The sequence below is a fragment of the uncultured Lactobacillus sp. genome (assembly GCF_947367085.1).
GTDB lineage: Bacteria > Bacillota > Bacilli > Lactobacillales > Lactobacillaceae > Lactobacillus.
This window is the reverse complement of sequence record NZ_CANBCP010000029.1, coordinates 1-20,971: the sequence shown is the minus strand read 5'-3', so window position 1 is coordinate 20,971 and position 20,971 is coordinate 1. Positions and strand designations below refer to the sequence as shown.

12 protein-coding genes and 1 tRNA gene are annotated in these 20,971 nt (G+C 35.0%); 11 read left to right on the top strand and 2 right to left on the bottom strand.

Going from position 1 to position 20,971, the window contains the following annotated elements:
* Positions 1-191 precede the first annotated feature (191 nt).
* The 6 genes from Q0Y70_RS06125 (at position 192) to Q0Y70_RS06100 (ending at position 9,852) form a co-directional block, all read left to right on the top strand.
* A complete protein-coding gene (locus Q0Y70_RS06125; RefSeq protein ID WP_297818264.1) occupies positions 192-4,616 on the top strand; it encodes an SEC10/PgrA surface exclusion domain-containing protein in 4,425 nt (1,474 codons plus the stop codon).
* A 118-nt stretch (positions 4,617-4,734) separates the two neighbouring features.
* Positions 4,735-5,910 (top strand): MFS transporter, encoded by a 1,176-nt coding sequence (locus Q0Y70_RS06120; protein ID WP_297818261.1) that lies wholly within the window; start codon positions 4,735-4,737, stop codon positions 5,908-5,910.
* 20 nt (positions 5,911-5,930) lie between these two features.
* A complete protein-coding gene (locus Q0Y70_RS06115) occupies positions 5,931-6,746 on the top strand; it encodes a Cof-type HAD-IIB family hydrolase (protein ID WP_297818258.1) in 816 nt (271 codons plus the stop codon).
* Between the two features lie 69 nt (positions 6,747-6,815).
* Positions 6,816-7,787 (top strand): ABC transporter ATP-binding protein, encoded by a 972-nt coding sequence (locus Q0Y70_RS06110; protein ID WP_297818254.1) that lies wholly within the window; start codon positions 6,816-6,818, stop codon positions 7,785-7,787.
* Positions 7,780-9,327 (top strand): ABC transporter permease/substrate-binding protein, encoded by a 1,548-nt coding sequence (locus tag Q0Y70_RS06105; protein WP_297818246.1) that lies wholly within the window; start codon positions 7,780-7,782, stop codon positions 9,325-9,327. Before Q0Y70_RS06110 ends, Q0Y70_RS06105 begins: the two co-directional genes overlap by 8 nt.
* Before the next feature lie 111 nt (positions 9,328-9,438).
* Positions 9,439-9,852 (top strand): OsmC family protein, encoded by a 414-nt coding sequence (locus tag Q0Y70_RS06100; protein WP_297818243.1) that lies wholly within the window; start codon positions 9,439-9,441, stop codon positions 9,850-9,852.
* Between the two features lie 76 nt (positions 9,853-9,928).
* On the opposite strand, the gene Q0Y70_RS06095 is transcribed toward Q0Y70_RS06100, so the two are convergent.
* Positions 9,929-12,313, bottom strand: a complete 2,385-nt coding sequence (locus tag Q0Y70_RS06095; protein ID WP_297818240.1) for a Xaa-Pro dipeptidyl-peptidase — start codon at positions 12,311-12,313, stop codon at positions 9,929-9,931.
* A gap of 171 nt (positions 12,314-12,484) precedes the next feature.
* Between Q0Y70_RS06095 and Q0Y70_RS06090 the strand changes: the two genes are divergently transcribed.
* The 3 genes from Q0Y70_RS06090 to Q0Y70_RS06080 all read left to right on the top strand — a co-directional run bounded on the left by Q0Y70_RS06090 (position 12,485) and on the right by Q0Y70_RS06080 (position 15,584).
* A complete protein-coding gene (locus tag Q0Y70_RS06090) occupies positions 12,485-15,019 on the top strand; it encodes a M1 family metallopeptidase (protein ID WP_297818236.1) in 2,535 nt (844 codons plus the stop codon).
* 110 nt (positions 15,020-15,129) lie between these two features.
* Positions 15,130-15,450 (top strand): multidrug efflux SMR transporter, encoded by a 321-nt coding sequence (locus tag Q0Y70_RS06085; protein ID WP_297818233.1) that lies wholly within the window; start codon positions 15,130-15,132, stop codon positions 15,448-15,450.
* 60 nt (positions 15,451-15,510) lie between these two features.
* Positions 15,511-15,584, top strand: a tRNA-Arg gene (locus tag Q0Y70_RS06080).
* Between the two features lie 123 nt (positions 15,585-15,707).
* Here Q0Y70_RS06080 and Q0Y70_RS06075 read toward each other — a convergent pair.
* Positions 15,708-17,237 carry an L-lactate permease gene (locus Q0Y70_RS06075; RefSeq protein ID WP_297818230.1) on the bottom strand — a complete coding sequence of 510 codons (1,530 nt, stop codon included), beginning with the start codon at positions 17,235-17,237 and terminating at the stop codon, positions 15,708-15,710.
* A gap of 300 nt (positions 17,238-17,537) precedes the next feature.
* Here Q0Y70_RS06075 and Q0Y70_RS06070 point away from each other — a divergent pair, with 300 nt between their 5' ends.
* Together Q0Y70_RS06070 and Q0Y70_RS06065 are read left to right on the top strand one after the other, a co-directional pair.
* Positions 17,538-18,239, top strand: coding sequence for an ABC transporter ATP-binding protein (locus Q0Y70_RS06070; protein ID WP_297818226.1), 702 nt, complete (start codon positions 17,538-17,540; stop codon positions 18,237-18,239).
* A 9-nt stretch (positions 18,240-18,248) separates the two neighbouring features.
* Complete coding sequence (locus Q0Y70_RS06065; RefSeq protein ID WP_297818221.1) at positions 18,249-20,783, top strand: ABC transporter permease; 2,535 nt, start codon at positions 18,249-18,251, stop codon at positions 20,781-20,783.
* The last annotated feature ends 188 nt before the right edge of the window (positions 20,784-20,971 follow it).

The window sequence follows — 20,971 nt, the reverse complement described above, 5'->3', positions numbered from 1 at the left end:
TTTAATATTTTTTATTATATGATAAGAAAAAACTGAAATCTTAGATTCTGCATATTTGCCACATAAAATGGTAAATAATAATTTTTTTCAAAATAAAAATGGTAAATCTGCAGATTTTGAGACGGTTGAAAAAATTCGTGATATACCAAATAGGTAACAAAATCTTAATGATTAAATAAGGGGTATGTTATATGTTTGATAAAAAGTTGCAAAGATTCTCAATCAGAAAATTGACTGTCGGAGTAGCCAGTGTGCTTATTGGACTTTCATTTGTATCAATGAACAATGCTAATAAAGTTCAAGCCGCAGAAGATGACGATTCATCCGCACTTATTGCCACAGTTAGCAGTGCAAAAGACAGTGCTGAGGCAGATGTAAAGACTGCTCAACAAAATGTCGATACTGCTAAAACTAATCGTGATCTTGCTCAAGATGCTTTAGAAAATGCTAAAAAACAAGCAACTAAAGCTAATCAAGATTATGAAGCACAAAATACGCAAACAAGTGCTGCTCAACAACAAGAGCAAGTCAAAAAGTCAACATTAGATAAGGCAAATGCTGAGCAAAAAGATGCACAAAAATTAGCTGATCAAGCTAATAAACCAGGTGCAATTGAAAATGCACAAAAAGATATAACAGATAAAACCAATACTGTTAATTCCAAACAAAATGATCTTATAAATGCACAAGCACAGACTTCAGTTGCACAAAAGGCTATTGACAATGCAAATAAAGATGTTAACGCTAAGAAATTAGCAGTGGAACGAAAACAAGCTGATAAAGTTCAAGCAGACCAAGATGTGAAGACTGCTGAAGATGCATTAAAAAATACTGGAGTAGAGCAAAGTCAGGACCAATTACACTCAATACGTGAAATAGTTAATAAAGATATTACTGATTTTAATAATAAAAAATCTGAATTTGATTCTAAGACAGATAATTATAATAATGCTAACAACAATTTAAAAGAGTCTCAGCAATCTCGAGATACTGCAAGTACTCAAGAATCTATCGCACAAACAAAATTTGATACTAATAAACAAATCAGTGATCAGGCAGCTAATAAAGCTGAGGTACAACAAAATGAAGTAAATAAAATAGCAGATAAAATTAAATATTTACAGGATATGACAAAAAATACAATTGTCATTCCTGATTTAGATAAATACAAACAAGCATTCAAAAACTATGAGATTAATCATACTGCTACTCAAGCCGATATAGACTACTTTAAAGACGCTCTAAAGAAAAACAAATTCATTTCAACTGATTCAGATAAGAAAATTATGGTTGATGTTAATAATTTGACAGACGAACAATTGGAAGAAGTTTCTTTATTTGCTGCTGATTTGATGGGAAAAGCACGGGCATATTTTGGCTGGCCAGTTGATGAAGTTACTAAGGGATCTTTAACATTTGCTAGAGCTGTAGTTAAGAGACACATTGATGATCAATGGACTGGTCATTGGCACTATGGTAAAGCTATAAATGATGTCGCAAAAGAGATGGGACTCTATTCAAATGAGACTAGTGATAGAGATACTAGTCAACCTTACGAAGAAAGAACTTGGTGGGGAGAAGCACATCAGCCTACTGAGACTATGGATGATTTAAAGAGAGATATTTATGAATCTTTATTAGAGATGATAATCCCAGATGGTAATGGTTTTGATGATCCCACTAAAGTGGATGAACCTGGAACATATGAAATGGGTCATGCACGTGGAGTGATAGGTATGACTGTCAATAATAAGGGAGAAGTTGTTTCAGAAAATGTTTATGCTATCAAATCTTTAAATGAGTTAAATGATATCTACCTAAAACACCAAAAAGGTATTCTTAATAATCAAACTAAGGGCTATAGATGGCATACAGATAGATCTGGATCTATCTACTATGATGATGATCGATACTTTATTAGTCCTTCTACTGGTAGTATTCAATTTAATAATAGTATAAAAAAAGCTATGAGGGGAGAATCTTCACAACAAAGAATTGCAAATATGTCAAAATTAGGCTTCACTGAGGTTTCGCGCCAAGAGATGCTTGAAAAGCTAGCAGCTGATATAGCAAATACTAAAGATAAAATAGAAAAATTAACACAAGGAAAACGTTATGTTTCGGCTATTCCAAGTAATGTGACTTCCGGAGAAGGTCAATACTGCATTCATGAATATATTATTTCTCCACAAGATATTAATGAGAACTCTTCATTTAGTACAGAGATAATCCCATCTTATGTCGATCAATTATCTGATGCTAAGACTGCATTAAATAAAGCACAGCAAGAATATAATAAATTAAAGCAAGATGCAGCTACAAAACGAGCTGATGCAGATGAAGCAAAAGCTGCATTAGATAGTGCAAAGCAAGCAGTACAAGATGCACAAGCTAACTTAGAAGCTGCCAAGAAAGCTCAATCTCAAGCTAAGCAAGCACTTCAAATAGCGACTGTAAATATGCAAAATGCTAAAAAGACATTATTAGCAGATCAAGTTGTGCAAAATGAAAAGCAAAAGAAATACGATGCTTTATATGCTCAATATCAAACCAAAGCCAAAGCTCTAGACGATGCAAAGGCAACTCAAGCAAGTGCAGATCAAGCTGTAAAAGAAGCCAAAAGTAATTTAAACGCTGCTCAAACTAGCCTTACTGATGCCAAGCAAGCCCAAGTTGACTTGAATAAGGATATTCAAACAAAGCAAGCTGCTCTTAAGCAAGCCCAAGAAGACTTAAATACTGCTAATGTCTACCTTGTGACCTTACAAAACGCACCAAAGAAATTAGCACAGGCTAATAAAAATCAACAACAAGCACAAGCTGATTTTGACCAAGCCCATGATACTTTAGCTAAAGCTCAAACTAAACTTAACGAACTTAAGAATAATAAAGATGCCGCAGCTGCTAAAGTCTCTCAAGCCACTCAAGACTTACAAAAAGCTCAAGATGCATATAACAAAGCTTATGATAAGTTGGTCGACAGAAAAGTTGTACGTAGCCAAGTTGCTATAAGTGACAATCAAACATTAGTCGGCGGTTTGGGTCAATCTATCAACGCAAGTCAAGCAAAAGCTAACAAGCTTAACTCAGATGTCGCAAATGCTACTGTTCTTCAAAATAAATTAGCTGATCTTGAAAGTACTAATGAAAAAGCTAATGCAGTTTTAGCAACTACTGAAAAGCAAATTGCAGATGTTCAAAAAGCATATGAGGCAGCTAAATCTGAATATGCAAAAGCTGCTGTTCAAGCTGCAAATGATAATAAGAATGTTGATCCAAGCTTAGCTAAGGAAAATAGCGACGTACAAGCTGCATTGAAGAAAGCTCAAGCAGGTCTTAACAATTACCAATCTCAATTAGCTCAATTAACTGCAACTGCTAATAAAGCTAAGAATTTGGTTGCTTCAACTAAGGCTGCAATTGCACAAGCTAAGGCTAAATTAAGTAAAGTAAACGATCTTCAAAAAGCTTCTGATAATGCAAGCCAGACTTTGAATGATGCAAGGACCACTTTAAGTAAAGCATCTGACAAGTTACTTCAAGCTAGAAAAGCATTGGACGACGCTAAGACTAATGATGAAAAACTTAAGGCTATGGACTTAGCTAAGGGTATTAACGATGAAGTAGAAAAGACCGCTAACTCTTATAATGCTCAAGTCCAAACAGTTGATAAGACTTTGAAGGATAATCAACCTGCAGCTGTAGAATTAGAAAGTGACATTTCTCAAGCAAATAAATTAATTGCTTCTAATCCACTAAAGGCAGTTAACGATGTGCTTGCTTCTTTGAATGATTTACAAAAAGCTAATGCTAAAACTAATGATTACTTAAAGAAGGATCAAGCTGACTTTGCTAAGGCACATAAAGCATTTAAAGATGCTAAGGCAGCTCTTGATGAAGCTCCAATTTCAACTACTAATGTTGAGCCAGAACAAGCCTTAACTGGTGTTGCACATGTTCCAACGCCAGCAAATATGCCAGCTGCAGAAGTTGAACTCTTTGATGGTCAAGGACATGCAACAGGTGAATACATCCCTACTAACAGCAACTGGAAGGTATTTGCTAAGAAGTCTATTGACGGTCAAACCTTCTATCGCTTAGGTACAGACAAGCAATGGATCTTAGCTAAATATGTTTCTGATATTTCTCAAGAAAAGCAAGAACCAGAAGTTCCAATGGAAGGCGTACTTTATGTTCCTGTGATCAAGACTTTCACTAATTGGAAAGTTGCATTACGTGATAGCAAAGGACATGTTACTGGCGAATTTATTGCAACTAACTCAAGTTGGAAAGTCTTTGCTAAGAAGAATATTAACGGCCAAACTTATTACAGAATTGGTAATGAAGACCAATGGATCCCTGCAGAATATGTTGGAAGTATTTCAACTAGTGCTGAAACTCCAGTATCAGGGGTTGCACATCTTCCTGTAATCAACAACAACCGCAATTGGAAGGTCGCTTTACTTGATGCTAATGGCAAGATGACAGGTAAATACATTTCAACTAATAGTAATTGGAGAGTATATGCCAAAAAGAATGTTAACGGACGGGAGTTGGTTCGTTTAGGAACTCAAATGCAATGGGTTCCTATGGAATACGTTTCTTGGATTCGTTAATTTTGAGATTATAGTATAGAAAGAGTACAGATTAACTGTGCTCTTTTTTACGTTTAAGCATACAAAATAAAAACTAACTATGTTAAAGTAAGGTGTTACCTATAAGGGAGGGCTAGCTTTGGCAAAGAGTAAATCAATTTATAGCAAAGACGTCATTTTAGTGATGGCCGCCTCGTTTTTCTTCATGTTTTCTGTGATGTTTGTCACGCCGCTGATTAATGGCTATGCTTTGAGCTTAGGAGCAAGCTCGGTTTACGCTGGAATTATCACGGGGATGATGAGTGTTGTTTCCATGTTTTTGAGGCCGGTTGCGGGCAATCTAACGGACCGTTTTTCTAAATATAAGCTTTCATTCATTGGGGGAATATTAATTTTTATTGGAGTAACTGGTTATTGTTTTTCTACTTCTCCAACTGCACTTTTAATTTTTCGCTTGATTAACGGTACCGGTTTTGTTTTAGCTACGGTTTGTATGACGACTTGGCTTGCTTTTTTAGTGCCTCGTTCTCATGTTGGAGAAGCGATGGGGTTTTATGGATTAATGAATGCGTTAGCTATGGCGCTAGCTCCGGCCTTGGCAATTAATTTATATAAAGTAATTGGTTATCGCTGGTCGCTTGCTTTAGCTTCAATAGCTGCGGTCTTGATGATTATTAGTATCCAATTCGTTGCTAACCGCGCCAAACCTAGCTTTTCTAAAGAAGATCTCAAAAAGCACAAGATAAAGATTATTCAAAAAGATGCTATTCCAATCGCTCTACTTACCATGTTGTTTGCGATACCATACTTTGCTGCTCAAGCAGATATCGTTGTTTATGTAACTAAACGTCATCTGCCAGTTGCTGTCGGTTATTTTTTTGTAATTTATGCAGTTGCACTTCTTTTAATCAGAGTAGGGCTAAAAAAATATTTTGATACTATTAAATATGGTATATGGTTCTGGCTGAGCTTAGTAACAACAATTATCTTCTTGATTTCAGCAGCTTTTATGAATAATAACTGGATGATGATTTTATCTGCTATTTCATTAGCTTTTGGCTACGGAGTAATTTATTCAGTAAACCAGTCAACGGCCTTATTATTAGCTCCAATTAGCGAACAAGGGTTAGCTAGTTCAACCTTTTATCTAGGTTTAGATATTGGGATGGCATCTGCGCCAATGATCGGAGGAGTTGTTGCACAGACGATTCCTGAATTTTATTTCTTTCCAGTATTATTAGCTATTGTGCCATTTATTTTGATTATTTATTTTATTTTCCGTCGTAAATTAAATTCTGCTATTAGTAAACATTAAGATATTTAAGGAGAAAAATTATGACTTTACCTTTTAAAGCTGTTGCTGTTGATATGGATGGAACTTTTCTTGATGATAAACATCAATATGATGCAGAAAAGTTTGACCAAATTTTAACAGAATTAGAAAAACAAAATGTTCAGTTTATAGTAGCTTCTGGTCGACCATATGCTCGCCTGAAAGAAGACTTTAAGGGATTCACTGATCGAATTGATTTTGTATCTGTAAATGGTGCTCGTTTAATTGCCAAAGGTAAGCAAGTTGGGATTACTGGCATGAGTAAAAAACTGGTTTTAGAATTGATCGATTATGTAACTAGTCGTTATAGTCACGTTACTACGATGGTATATGGACCTACGCGTGCTTATTTAGTAGAAACAGATCCTAAAGAAGATAAAGCATTTTTATCATATTTTGCCCATGTCACTTCTGAAGTTGCTCGCTGGGAGGATTTACCTGAACAAGATTACGTTGAAATTACTTTTAATTGTAGTGGAAAAGAAGCTCATGCAATTGAAACAGGGTTTAATAATGAACATAGTGAGGTGATTTCTGCCTTTGGCTCGGCTGATTTTGCTGTTGACATTAATGCATATGGAGTAAGTAAAGCTAGTGGGTTGAAAGAACTACTTAATAAGTTTGGTTTAACTTCCGAGGATTTAATTGCTTTTGGTGATGGTGGAAATGATATTCCGATGCTAAAACTAGCTAAGTATTCTTATGCCATGGAAAACGCAATGGATGAGGTCAAAGAAGTGGCTCGTTTTATAGCTCCTAAAAATACAGAAAGTGGCGTCTTTAAAGTACTTCAAAAATATATCGATGAAAATAAGTAAACGAGCTTTTGCTACATACAATAATATGAGAAAATAGAAAAGATCAGTTTATTTATAAGGTTAAAGGAAATGGAAAATTATATTGAGTATCACAACGTTGAAAAACACTATAAAGATACAACAGTTTTAGATAATATCTCCTTCAATATCAAAAAGGGCGAAATTTTTGTATTAGTCGGCCCAAGTGGAAGCGGTAAGACTACACTTTTAAAAATGTTCAACCGTTTAATTGAACCATCTAGTGGCGAGATATTATTTAAAGGAAAAAACGTAAAAGACTATAATTTGCGTAGTTTACGTGAAAACACTGGTTATGTCCTTCAATCGGCGTCTCTTTTTCCAAATTTGACCGTTGGCGAAAATATCACTGTAGCGCTTGAACAGCGCCATGACATTTCTAAAAAAGAACGTTTACATCGTCAGCAAATAGTTTTAAAAGGAGTAGATCTTGATCCTAAACTCTATTTAAATCGTTTTCCGTCTGAATTATCTGGTGGTGAAGCCCAAAGAGTGGGGATTGCCAGAGCCTTAGTGGGAGGCCCTGAAATTGTTTTAATGGATGAACCATTTTCTGCACTCGATCCCATTGTTAGAAAGCAGCTGCAAGATTTGGTTTTAAATTTGCAAAAGCAGTTTAAAAAGACGATCATGTTTGTTACTCATGATATGCAAGAAGCTATTCGCATGGGAAATAAGATCGCTGTAGTGCATCAAGGAAATTTAGAGCAGGTGGGGATGCCGCGTGAAATTCTGCAGCATCCAGCAACGGATTTTGTAAAAAACTTTTTTGCAGACAGTCGTGTAAATCAAAAGCTCGATTTGGAAAGTCTACTTAAGAGCGAACTCGGGGTTGATCCTAAGTTTTATCCTAAGACAGAGACCTTACCACATTATCACGTTGATACGATTAAGGATCTAGTTAAAGGATGTGCTGACCATCCAGAATCTTTATTTATTGCTCAAACTAACTTTGGTGATTTTTTGATTGAGCCAAAAAGAGTTTGGAAATTTCTCCTAAAGAAGGTGGCTGACAATGCTTAATTCGGTCTGGCAGATGCTCTTAAATAACCATACCCAAGTTTGGGAGACCACTTTAGTTCATATTAAAATTTCATTGATCTCGTTATTGATCGCAATGGTTATTGCAATACCGTTAGCCTTTTTGTTAAAGGATCACAAAAAGATGGCGGAATTCACCTTGCAAGTTGCAGGAGTTGTTCAAACAATTCCAAGTTTGGCCATTTTGGGGCTGCTATTACCGTTTGTAGGCATTGGAACAACCCCAGCAATTATTGCGTTGGTCTTATATGCAATAATGCCAATTTTTCAAAATACCTATTCTGGCTTAACGAGTATTCCACCGAATTTACGAGAAGCAGCTAATGCATTTGGTCTGACCAAGTGGAAAAAGTTTCAAAGATTAGAATTGCCATTAGCTATGCCAATGATTTTGTCAGGAATTAGAATTGCCTTAGTTATGATTATTGGTACAGCAACTTTGGCCGCTTTAATTGGTGGTGGCGGTTTAGGTACTTACATTTATGTGGGTATTAATTCAAACAATAATACTGAAGTTTTATTAGGTGCGATTTTATCAGCTTTATTGGCCTTGTTTTTCTCATGGTTCTTAGAATTTATTGCTAAAAATAAAACTAGAACAAAAGTCGGACTCTCACTTGTAGCGGTAGTGCTATTAGCCTGGGGCGGTTTTGCTGGTTATCAAAAATGGTTAGCTCCTAAAGTTTCTACAAAAGTAGAACCTCAAACTGTCGTCATTGCTGGAAAAATGGGTTCTGAACCAGATATTTTGATTCATATATATAAAGACTTAATTGAAAAATATGATCCTGATACTAAAGTGGAGCTTAAGCCTAACTTTGGTGGAACTACATTTTTATTTAAGGCTTTGGAATCAAATAAGATTGATATTTATCCAGAGTTTACAGGAACGGTTTTGCAAACATTAGTAAAAACAGGTCAAAAAACTGGTAATGATCCGACCCAAGTCTATGAGCAGGCGAGAAAAGACTTAAAAGATCACTACAAAATGACTTATCTTAAGCCAATGGCATATCAAAATGGCTATGCTCTAGCTGTAACGCCAAAATTTGCAAAAGATAATCACTTAACTAAACTGAGTGATTTAAAGAGAGTAAATAAAAAAGTGCACGCAGCATTTGATCCTGATTTTATTAATCTCAATGATGGATATCCTGGTTTGAAGAAAGTTTATAAATTAGACTTTAATTCTATTAAATCAACTGAATCAAGTATTCGCTACCATGCAATTGCTAATAATAATGTTAATTTGGTTGATGGTTATACTACTGATGCTGAAATTAGAGAATATAAACTTGTTATGCTGGATGATGATTTGAAGTTTTTCCCACCATATCAAGGTGCACCTTTGATGAAGTCTAATTTTGCTAAACAAAATCCTAAAATTGTTAAAGCTTTAAACAAGCTAGCTGGAAAAATTACTACTGAGCAGATGCAAGAGATGAATTATCAAGTGCAAGTTAAGCATGAGTCTGCGGCAAAAGTTGCTCATGATTTTCTAAAGCAGCATGATTTAATATAATGATTTAAAATCATTTCCTAAAATTTTACTTTTAGGAAGTGATTTTTTTGTATTCCAGCCAAATTTATGTTTAATTAGAGGTGTAAGCGATTTAGAAGAAAGGTGATTTTGATGAGTGAATATTTAGTAAAATCTGAATATACTGGTGAACCTTGGGCTGTAAAAAATGTAACCCGTGATCATGAATTTTTTGCTGGTGAATCAGATGGTCGTGGTGGACAAGATGCTGGTCCAAATCCAGTAGAATATTTAGCTGGAGCTGTAAACTCTTGTATCGCCATTTCTGAAGCCATGATTGTTGATCATAACAGTTTAGACGTTTCAAATTTCAAAGTTGAAACAAGAGCCTTCAGTCGTGATCTGGGTCATGGTAAAAGTGATGTCAATGCCATGAGAATTCGTGTTTCATTTGACAGCAATATGACTGGTGAAGAGCAGCAAAAGTTCTTAGACCACGTTTTGCAAGTTTCAACCGTATATCAAACTTTAGCTAAGAATGTCGAAATGGAAGTAAAGATTGTCTAATTAAAAACAATTTTTGAGACAAAAAACCACTAAGTAACTCATGGTGAGTCAACTTAGTGGTTTTATTTTTTATCTTTTACATTTGGCTGTAATGTAATTGAGTTTGGCCCAAATCAATTGTGTAAGTTTCTTCTTCAAGTGGACGTTTAGTCATTGCTTGGTCAGTTGAATAGATCAGTAAAGCTAAGCGTGAGCCAACTGGCATACGATAGAATGTTGGTTGAAGTTTAAACTTGAGGTCATAAAATTCACCTGCTGTAATTTCTTTAGCATGCTTCATGTCAGCATGGTTTTGAATGTTCATGTGAGCTTTTGTAATTAATTTAGCTTTAGTTAATTTGTCAGGAACGAATTCTTGCATGAATTGAGTACCAAAACGATAACCTAGCTCTTGAATTTCATCACGGAAGAACTTTGGAGTAGGAGTTAAACGCTTGCGATCAGCTAATTCCACAAGAGCTACTGAAATCTGTCCCTTTGGTAAGCTTGATGAGACGCGCAATTGAATTTCTGGACGACCAACTATAGTTACTGGGTGGATAAATTCATCAGTTATAAAACGCAGCTGTTGATCTTTCCACTTATCTTCCCCGCAAATAAATTCATATTGCCATTGACCTTCGGAAATTTTGGCTTCTTTGAAAACTTTTCCTCCGACATCAGTGAATGACATATTTGTCTTGTCTTCGCCGCCATCTTTTAAGAGATCACCATTATTTTGTGGGAAGTAAGTTACTTTTTGACCCAATGAATCACTCCAAGTTGGTTCTTGGTGCCAAATGTCGGCTTCTAGATTATCTTGAATCATGACATTTGCCCATTGATTATAGGCATTGTTATCAAGTTCCAATAACTCATGACAGAACCACATATTCATTAAGTCAGTAAAATCAATTGAAAGTAAGTTGTTCATGTTGTAGTGAGGGCCTTGATGTAAGAAGAGGTGGCTCTTAATAGGCAATTGAGAAATCTTTTGCCAAAGCTTATAGACATTCTTCGGTTTTACATTCCAGTCATTCAGGCCATGAACACTAATCCATGAACATTTAACATTATCTAAATGGTGACGATAATTACGTGCTTCCCAGAAGTCTGAGTATTGACCAGTTTCACGATCCGCTTTAGTTAAAAGACGTTTTTGCATTGCCTCAAATTGTGGCTTGATCTTCAAATAGCTGCCTGCATCCCACAAATTGGATTGACAGGTTTCAGCTAGCATATCTAAGTCTTCACCTTGACAAGCTTCAGGAGCAACAACTAGGCCATGTTCACGATAATAATCATACCACGATGAAATAGCCGCTTCAGACACAACAGTCTTAAGGCCTTTGACGCCGGTGGTAGCAATTGCAATTTGCAAGGTGCCTAGATAAGAACGGCCAGTCATTCCGATATTACCGTTACACCAAGAGGCCTTTGTTTCATGTTGACGAGTTCGGTCAGTATAAGCAATACGATCACCATGCAGCCATTCGATAATTTCTTTGGCACTTTCAGTTTCTTCTGGTGCACCAGTAATTCTTAAGCCATCACTTCCACGTGTTCCAATTGCGCCAGAATAAACATTTGCAAAACCACGGGCTAGTAAATATTCATTTAATGTATAAGCAGCTTTATGAACTGCTTCTTCTGTTGGAGCTTGATCTTCACTTGAAGGTTTAGCTGCTTCAATTTCATTTGATGGCTCATATTGAGGATTAGTAGCTTTAGTAGCATCTTCTAAGTTCACATCAACATTGTGGTTACGTGATTCATTATCAATTATTCCACCAAAGTATGGATCTGCAGTATAAAGGGCAGGAAATTGGAAGTTATTTGATTGAAATGGTCTAAAAACAGTGACTTGTAATAAATCAGGTTTGCCATCGTTATCAGTATCAAGATCAGATTCAACATAGACAACTTCACGAATAACCTTAGTCATATCAAATGTTGGTAAAGACTTTCCGTTAAAGTACATGAATTTATCATTACCATAAAACTGGGTAAAGTAACCTTTGCCAGCCATAACATCAACAAAAGTTTGCCCATTTTTCGCTCTGGTATTGAGTAAGCGGTAGAAAGCTTTTACAATATCGTCTTTATCAAAGTCTTCTTTATCCAAATAAGGTAAAGCGTTTTGCTTCATCCGCTTAAATGGATCGCTTAAATCATAGTCATATGCGACATGATAGCCTAAAAGTTGTAAAGCCACATTGTAAAAAGCCTTATTTGGAATTTTTGTAGGATTATTTGCTAAAAAATCTACCAAATTTGTTTCAGGGCCTACCGCAAATTCAGCTAGCTTTGCTTTTTTTGCACCGTAGGTTTTTGCTTCAACGACAGCATTTTCCACTAATGTTGCAAATAAATCACTGGTAGAGCTGTCTTGCCAATTATCTGGTAAAAAGTTGATCTCTTCTAATTCTTTGATTTGGTCGCTATAAGAAGTTTCTTGATAGCCATATTGATTATATTTCATTGATTTCACTCCTTTAAAAGTCTTACAACTTGATTTTACTAGTTTTGACAATATAAAAGAAGAATTAAGGTTAAATAAAAGATAATTTGTACAAAAATTAATTCAAAAGCTGGTCATCAGATAGTTATTTACTTATAATTAGTAGAAAGAGAAAATTTAGGAGGTTTGTATATGACCGAAGTAAAACGTTTTTATGAAACTTTTCATCCAGAACACTATGACGTTTATTTAGATATTGATCGTCAAAGTAAAGCTTTTTCTGGTAAAGTTACCGCCCAAGGTGAAGCTCAAGAAGAATTAGTAAAATTCAACCAAAAGTTTTTGAAGATTACTTCAGTTAAAGTTGATGGACAAAGTGTTGACTTTGATTTTAATGATAAAGAAGAAGTAATTAATATTCATGCAGCTAAAAGCGGTGAAGTAGCCATCGAAATTGAATTTGAAGGTAAATTAACTGATTCAATGATGGGAATTTATCCATCCTACTACGAAGTTGATGGTGTTAAAAAGCAATTAATTGGTACTCAATTTGAAACTACTTTTGCTCGTCAAGCTTTCCCATGTGTTGACGAGCCAGAAGCTAAGGCTACTTTTTCATTAGCAATTAAGTTTGATGAACAACCTGGAGAAACAATTATTTCTAACCAACCAGAAGAAAAAGTTGAAGATGGTGTTCACTACTTCAAAGAAACTGTCAGAATGTCTTCTTACTTAGTTGCTTTTGTCTTTGGTGATATGCAAAAGAAATTGACTAAGACTAAGTCTGGCGTAGAAATTGGTGTCTTTGCTACTAAAGCTCACAAACCTAAAGAACTTGATTTTGCATTGGATATCGCAAAGCGTTCAATTGAATTCTTTGAGGACTTCTATGAAACTCCATATCCTTTAGAACATTCATATCAAGTTGCACTTCCTGACTTTTCTGCAGGTGCTATGGAAAACTGGGGCTGTGTAACTTATCGTGAAGCATACTTATTGCTTGATCCTGATAACACTTCACTTGATATGAAGCAATTGGTTGCTACTGTAATTGCTCACGAACTTGCTCACCAATGGTTCGGCGATTTAGTAACTATGAAGTGGTGGGATAATCTATGGCTTAACGAAAGTTTTGCTAATATGATGGAATATGTAGCTATCGATGCCTTAGAGCCAAATTGGAAGATTTGGGAATTATTCCAAACTAGCGAAGTTCCTGCAGCACTTCAAAGAGATGCAACTGATGGCGTTCAATCAGTTCATGTTATGGTTAACGATCCAGCTGAAATTGATGCTTTATTTGATTCCGCAATTGTTTATGCTAAAGGATCAAGAATGCTCGTTATGGTACGTGCATTACTTGGTGATAAGGCATTACGTGAAGGCTTAAAGAATTACTTTGCTGCACATAAATATGGCAATGCTACAGGCGATGACTTATGGAAAGCATTAGGTGATGCTAGCGGATTAGATATCGGTTCAATTATGCATTCTTGGCTTGAACAACCTGGTTATCCAGTAGTTAATGCTCAAGTTAAAGACGGTAAATTAGTCTTAAGTCAAAAACAATTCTTTATCGGTGAAGGCAAAGAAGTTGGACGTAAGTGGCAAATTCCATTGAATGCTAACTATGACGCAGCTCCTAAAATTATGAAAGATCAAGAAGTGGTTGTTGGAGAATATGCCGATTTACGTGCAAATAACGGTAAGCCTTTTAGAGTGAATGTTGGTAATAATTCAGACTTTATCGTTAAATATGATAAAGAATTATTAGACGACATTTTAACTAATATTGATGACTTAGATGCTGTTGATAAATTACAATTACTTCAAGATTTCCGCTTATTAGCTGAAGGTGGACAAATTTCTTATGCCGAAATCGTACCACTGCTTCCAAAATTCGCAGATTCAACTTCACCAATTGTTGCTAATGCTTTATATCGTATTATGGCAAGCTTGCGTAACTTTGTTGAACCTGATTCACCACAAGAAAAGAACTTACGTAAACTTTACAACTTACTTTCTGAAAACCAAGTAAGACGTTTAGGCTACATGCCAAAAGAAGGCGAATCTAACGATGATAACTTGCTTCGTCCACTTGTAATTGGTGCTTCTCTTTATGGTGAAAACTCCGAAACTATCGATCAGTTGCATAATATTTTTGAGCAAAATAAAGATAATCTTGAAAAATTATCAGCCGATATTCGTGGAAGTGTTCTTAATAACGAAGTCCGTAATTTTGGCTCAATGACTTTGCATGATCAATTATTACATGATTACGTATCTACGAATGATCCAAGTTATAAGCAAGATTTGTGCAGTGCAATTACCTTTACAAAACAGCCAGATTTAATTGATACTATTGTTGATAAATTTGAAGATCCTCAAGTAATCAAGCCTCAAGATTTACGTGCATGGTATCGTGGAGTTCTTGCTAACAGTTACGGTCAAGAGCAAGCTTGGAACTGGATTAGAACTGACTGGCAATGGCTTGAAGATACAGTAGGTGGTGACATGGAATTTGCCACATTTGTCACTGTTACTGCCAACATCTTCCATACTAAAGAACGTTTAGAGCAGTTCAAAGATTTCTTTGAACCTAAGTTGAATACACCTGGTTTAACTCGTGAAATCAAGATGGATACTCGCGTGATCGAAACTAAGGTTAACTTGGTTGAAAAAGAAGGCGCCAGTGTCAACGAAGCTATTGCAAACATTGTAAAGTAGTTTAGTTTAATAAGATAATTCCCACCGGGGAATAAAAAAGAGTAGTTAGACATTTCATTAGGTCTTAGAAGAAATGTCTGAGCTACTCTTTTATTTTTGGAGGAAAAATTATGTCATGGATTTATTTAATTATCGCCGGAATATTTGAAGTGATTTGGGCTACCACTATGAAATTAAGTAATGGATTCCATATTATAGGCTGGTCAATTGCGACTGTAGTTGGGATGATTGTTAGTTTTGCAGGATTGATAGTTGCTAGCAAGAGTCTGCCAATCGGAATTGCTTACCCAGTTTGGACGGGAATTGGTGCAGTTGGCAGCGTCTTAGTAAGTAACTTTTTATTTCATGATCAAATGAATTGGATAACGTGGTTGTTTGTTGTTTTGTTAATTATTGCTATTGTTGGGATTAAGATCAGTTCTTCGAAGTAAATAATTTTTATATTTTGTTTGACAAAAACAGGTAATCTTTCGTATAATATTATCTGTTCTGGTTCGGTAGCTCAGCTGGATAGAGCAACGGTCTTCTAAACCGTGGGTCGTGGGTTCGAATCTCACCCGAATCATAAGGAACAAAAAAGCAGCTGGAACGCTGCTTTTTTTATTTTCAAATTAAATGGAATTCAAGGCGTAGACATTAAAAAGAGTTAGACACAAATATGTCTAGCTCTTTTAAACTATATGTCCATCTAAAACTTATGTAGTAAAAGACCACTTACGTATAGATAGATACAAATAATTACCAAATATAAACCGCACCATTTGAGTGCTTGTTTCAAAATCGTACTTTCACTGCCTTCTTTATTGATTGCGGCAGATGCGACAGCAATACTTTGTGGAGAGATCATTTTTCCTGCAGTTGCTCCGACCATGTTAGAACTAACGACCCAGTTGACGTCTGCTCCTAGTGATTTTGCAGCAGACAGTTGTAAGTTACCAAACAAAACGTTGGCTGAAGTATCAGATCCAGTAATGAACGTACCCAGTGCACCGATTAAAGGTGCAATTACTGGATAAAATGGTCCCATGATCTTAACAAAGCTAGTAGCTAATGCTTGAGTCATTCCAGCGTAACCCATAACTTTTGCTAATGCGACAATTGAACAAACCGTAATGGCAGTTTTCCCAAGGCCTTTGATAGTTGTAAACAAAATCTCAAAAAGTTGCTTGAAGTTAAATCCTTGAATTTTTCCACCGATAAAAGTGGCAAGAAGTATTAATGTACCAGGGCTAGAAAGCCAGTTAATACTAAAAGGACTAGCATTTTTGCCGGTATAGATTTGAATTTTGCTAGTAAAAGCATTTAAAAAGTGGTTGATTGGTGGAAATAAAGAAGAAGCTAATAAAACAAATACAAAGACTAAAATAAATGGTGAACAAGCTCTGATGAATTCTTTTGGAGAATGTTGAGGGATGTCACTTTTTGTTTCGATGTTCTTTTTATTCTTCAATTTTGCAAGAAGAACTGTGATACCGATACAAATTAATGAACCCAGGATTGCAGGAAGTTCAGCACCAATAAATTTTGCAATGAAGATTTGTGGTAAAGCAAAGGAAAGCCCAGCCATAAAGGTAATAAAGCCTACACCTTTAAGTGATTTAAAACCATTTCCTGTCAAAATAACTAAAATATAAGGGATAATGATCACCAAAAAGAGAAGCTGCAGAGTAACGGTATATGAAAGTGGTTTTTGTGGTAATTGTGTTACATTTGCAAGCGTAATAACGGGCAATCCGACTGCACCAAAAGCAGTTGGTGTGGTATTAGCAATTAAACAGATAATTGCAGCTTTAATGGGCTCAAAGCCAAAAGCTATCAAGATTCCTGCGGGAATTGCTACAGCAGTTCCGAAACCAGCAATCGCTTCTAAGAATCCTCCAAATCCCCAGGCAATGATCAAGACCAAAATACGTTTATCTGTTGTGATAGAAGATAAGACATCTTGAATAATGCGAATACCACCGGACTTATTTGTTACATTGTATGTAAATAAAGCTGCAATAATTACATACACAATCGGCCATAACCCTAGTGCAATTCCATCTATGGTACCAGTGAAGGTGTTGAGTGGAGATAATTTAAAGCCAAATATAGCTAAGATGATAGTAAGTATTAATCCAATAATACATGCCAAAGGAGCGCGCATTTTTAGGAATCCTAATGACACTATCAACCAGACAATTGGAAGTAGAGCTAGAACAAAAGCTAAGATCGACATAATTTGTACCTCATTCTTCAAATACAGATTATTTCATAGCTTTAACCTCAACTTAATTATATATAAAACTAGTTATAAAAAGCTAGTGAAAAGAAAACATAAAATGCTATTATATCAATGCTTTAACTTTGGTTTTTATTTCACAAACTTTCCTAATAGTTGTAGTTGTGATGTGTTTAATTGTGTTGAAAACTAATGAGTTAAATTTACAAATATCTTTTTTACAAACTTCAAAACTTATACATAAATATGTGTCATAATTTAATTAAAGGGCTTACATTCGCAGAAAGCGGTGAAATTATGGCATTTGTTGAATTGAAAAATATCTCTAAAAAGTTTATGACTGGTTCAACTACGGTTTGGGCCAATAAAGATATTTCGTTTGAGGTTAATAAGGGAGAATTAGTTATAATTCTCGGCTCTTCAGGAGCTGGGAAATCTACTTTACTCAACATTTTAGGAGGTATGGAGTCAGTAACTAGTGGAGAGATAATTATAAATGGACACAATATAGCTAACTATACTTCTAAACAGCTCACCACGTATCGACGTAATGAGATTGGCTTTGTATTTCAGTTTTACAATTTAATCCCTAATTTAACGGCAAAAGAAAATGTGGAATTAGCAGCAGAATTGGTCAAAAATTCAGCTGATGAGGTGAGCGTTTTACGCGATGTTGGTTTAGAAGACAGAATCAATAATTTTCCGTCTCAATTATCGGGTGGTGAACAACAACGGGTTGCTATTGCTAGAGCACTAGCCAAGAATCCAGCTTTGCTTTTATGTGATGAGCCTACCGGCGCCTTAGATTATAAAACGGGTAAAAAAGTTTTAAAAATACTCCAAAATCAAAGTCGAAGAAAAGGTAAGACTGTAATAATTGTCACTCATAACGCAGCTTTAGCAGCTCTAGCTGATAAAGTGATTAGAATTCAAGATGGCCAAGTGAAAGAAGTTAAAATCAATGATACCCCAGTTGATATCTCCACAATTGAATGGTAGGTGTCTGACATGAGTAAAAAAATACTATTAAAAGATGCACTCCAGTCACTGAGTAGTTCATTTGGACGATTTATCGGAATTATGCTTTTGATGATGGTTAGTGCTTTTGCTTTTATTGGCCTAAAAATGTCTGGTCCTGATATGAAGCAGGCTGCTCGATTATTTTATGAGGAAACAAATTTAGCTGATATTAATATCTTCTCAAATTATGGATTAGATCAAAAAGATATACAAATAATCAAAAAGAATACTCCTAATGCCCAGATTGAATTCGGCTATTTGCAAGATAGTGAAATAGTGGGAAATAAAGGAACTCTTAGAATTTCTGATTTACCAACTAAAGTGTCAAAAACTCAATTAGTTAAAGGTCATCTTCCTGATAACTCTAATCAAATAGCAATCAGCTATTTATTAGGGAAAAAATATCATCTTGGTCAAAAAATAACTTTAAAGGATCATCAAACTTTGAAAAGGTCCCACTTTACGGTGGTTGGTTTCGTGAAAGCAAGTGATTATACTGACAAAAGTAATATTGGTCAAACCAATGTTGGAAGTGGTCAATTAGATGGGATTGCCTATGTCAAAAAGTCAGCTTTTAAGAATCAAGACTATCAATTAGCTCGAATTCGTTTTGACCGATCCCAAAAAATAGATCCATATTCAAAGGCATATGAAAGTTTTATAAATGACAAAAAGAAAAGTTTGACACTGGCTTTTAAACCAAGGGTTGAGCAAAAAAATGCTGATTTACAAAAACAGATTTCACAAGCTCAAGAGAAGATAAATTTAGCTCAAGCAAATGGTATCACTCTCAAAGATGCTCAAATTAAGTTAGACAAAAATAAAGAGCAACTTAAACAACTTGGTCCGCTCAGATATTTTGTAAAAGATCGTAGCAATGATACAGGATATGAAACCTTTCATTCAAATGCACAAAAAATTGAGTTGATCACTAATATTTTTCCTGTATTTCTGTTTGCAGTAGCTGCGCTAGTAAGTTTGACTGCAATGGCTCGCTTTATTGATGAACAAAGGATAAATATTGGGGTCTTGAGGGCACTAGGTTATACCAAAGTCGATACTTGTATAAAGTTTGTTTTTTATAGCTTGAGTGCAAGTCTTATCGGTGTATTAATTGGTTCAGTTGGTGGTTTTTTGTGGCTTCCTAAAATAATTTTTAATTCTTATACATCTAATTTGACGCTTACTAATTTTAAAGCAACTTTTTCGTGGTATTATCTCATTTTGACAATATTAATCGCAATTCTATCAACTACAGGTGCTGCATTAATCCAGTTGGGCATTATTTTAAGACAAAAGCCGAGTGAACTTCTTTTGCCAAAACCTCCTAAGAATGGCTCGCATATTTGGCTTGAAAAAATCAAACCGTTCTGGAATCATCTAAGCTTTAATTATAAGGTCACAATAAGAAATATTTTTCGTTATAAAATCAAGATGCTAATGACTATTCTTGGTGTGGCTGGATGTACAGGATTATTAGTTATGGGCTTTGGAATTAGAGATTCCTTAATGGGAATTGGTGATAAACAATATCGAGATATTACCAAATATGACATCATTGCTGTAGAAAAAGAGGGCCTGACTCAAACTGCAGAACATAACCTCCAAAAAGTAATGAATTCTAAAGATATTGAAAGTCATACATCAATTTATTTGGAGCAATTGACCAAGAAGATTGATAAGACAACTCAGAACATATCCTTAGTAGTTCCGAAGAATGAAACAGCTCTGCAGCAGTATTTTGGACTTCAAGGAAGAAAAAATAAAGAAAAAATCAGGCTTAAAGATAATAAAGTTGTGATATCTGAAAAATTAGCTAAACTTCTCGGTGCCCAAGTTGGGGATAAAATAAAGTTGAAGCGAAATAATGGAAAAACGATTACTCTCAAAATTGGACAAATTTGTGAAATGTATATGGGTCATTATATTTTGATAAATTCTATAACTTATCAAAAATATTTTCTTCACAAGCCTCAATTTAACAGTCAACTGATAATTACTAATGCTCATTCTCATAAAAAAGTTGAAAAAATTGCCCACGATCTGATTGATTCAGATGCAATTCAAACAGTTAACTTGAATATTAATAATAAAAAGATAATTGATAGTTTAATTCAAAGTATGAACAAGGTTATGTTCTTGTTGATTGCTCTTGCTAGTGTTTTAGCAATCGTAGTTATTTTTACGTTAACTACTGCTAATTTGGAAGAGAGAATGAGAGAAATTTCAACCGTAAAGGTACTAGGATTTTACAATAATGAAACAACAATGTATATCTATCGTGAAACTATAATCCTATCGATAATAGGGATTTTAGTGGGCTTTATAATTGGAAATTGGTTACATAGTTTTATAATTGAAAATTTGGCACCTTTAAATATGATGTTTGACCCAAAGATGCTTTGGACGAATTATTTGATTTCAGCTCTAATTCCAATTATTATTACTTTGATTTTGTCATTTTTTGTTTATCGTAAGATTAAGGATATTGATATGCTCAAAGCACTGCAAGCAGTAGATTAATTTAACTTTTGACCCGAAAAAGACTATTATATAGCTGACTGATCGAGTCCTTCCTCTTTGAGAAGTGTAACAATTTATTTTCTTCATATAGATCAATTTAAAAGACAGCGCATTGAAGTGAGCCGTAAAAGTTAGACACTTTTACGGCTTTTACTATGTCAAAATTAAATAAAAAACAAAGATTAGAT

Bases quoted from the DNA above. Each gene is read 5' to 3' on its own strand.
- Q0Y70_RS06125 (WP_297818264.1), top strand. From the start codon at position 192: ATGTTTGATAAAAAGTTGCAAAGATTCTCAATCAGAAAATTGACTGTC.
- Q0Y70_RS06115 (WP_297818258.1), top strand. From the start codon at position 5,931: ATGACTTTACCTTTTAAAGCTGTTGCTGTTGATATGGATGGAACTTTT.
- Q0Y70_RS06110 (WP_297818254.1), top strand. From the start codon at position 6,816: ATGGAAAATTATATTGAGTATCACAACGTTGAAAAACACTATAAAGAT.
- Q0Y70_RS06105 (WP_297818246.1), top strand. From the start codon at position 7,780: ATGCTTAATTCGGTCTGGCAGATGCTCTTAAATAACCATACCCAAGTT.
- Q0Y70_RS06100 (WP_297818243.1), top strand. From the start codon at position 9,439: ATGAGTGAATATTTAGTAAAATCTGAATATACTGGTGAACCTTGGGCT.
- Q0Y70_RS06095 (WP_297818240.1), bottom strand. From the start codon at position 12,313: ATGAAATATAATCAATATGGCTATCAAGAAACTTCTTATAGCGACCAA.
- Q0Y70_RS06090 (WP_297818236.1), top strand. From the start codon at position 12,485: ATGACCGAAGTAAAACGTTTTTATGAAACTTTTCATCCAGAACACTAT.
- Q0Y70_RS06085 (WP_297818233.1), top strand. From the start codon at position 15,130: ATGTCATGGATTTATTTAATTATCGCCGGAATATTTGAAGTGATTTGG.
- Q0Y70_RS06075 (WP_297818230.1), bottom strand. From the start codon at position 17,237: ATGTCGATCTTAGCTTTTGTTCTAGCTCTACTTCCAATTGTCTGGTTG.
- Q0Y70_RS06070 (WP_297818226.1), top strand. From the start codon at position 17,538: ATGGCATTTGTTGAATTGAAAAATATCTCTAAAAAGTTTATGACTGGT.
- Q0Y70_RS06065 (WP_297818221.1), top strand. From the start codon at position 18,249: ATGAGTAAAAAAATACTATTAAAAGATGCACTCCAGTCACTGAGTAGT.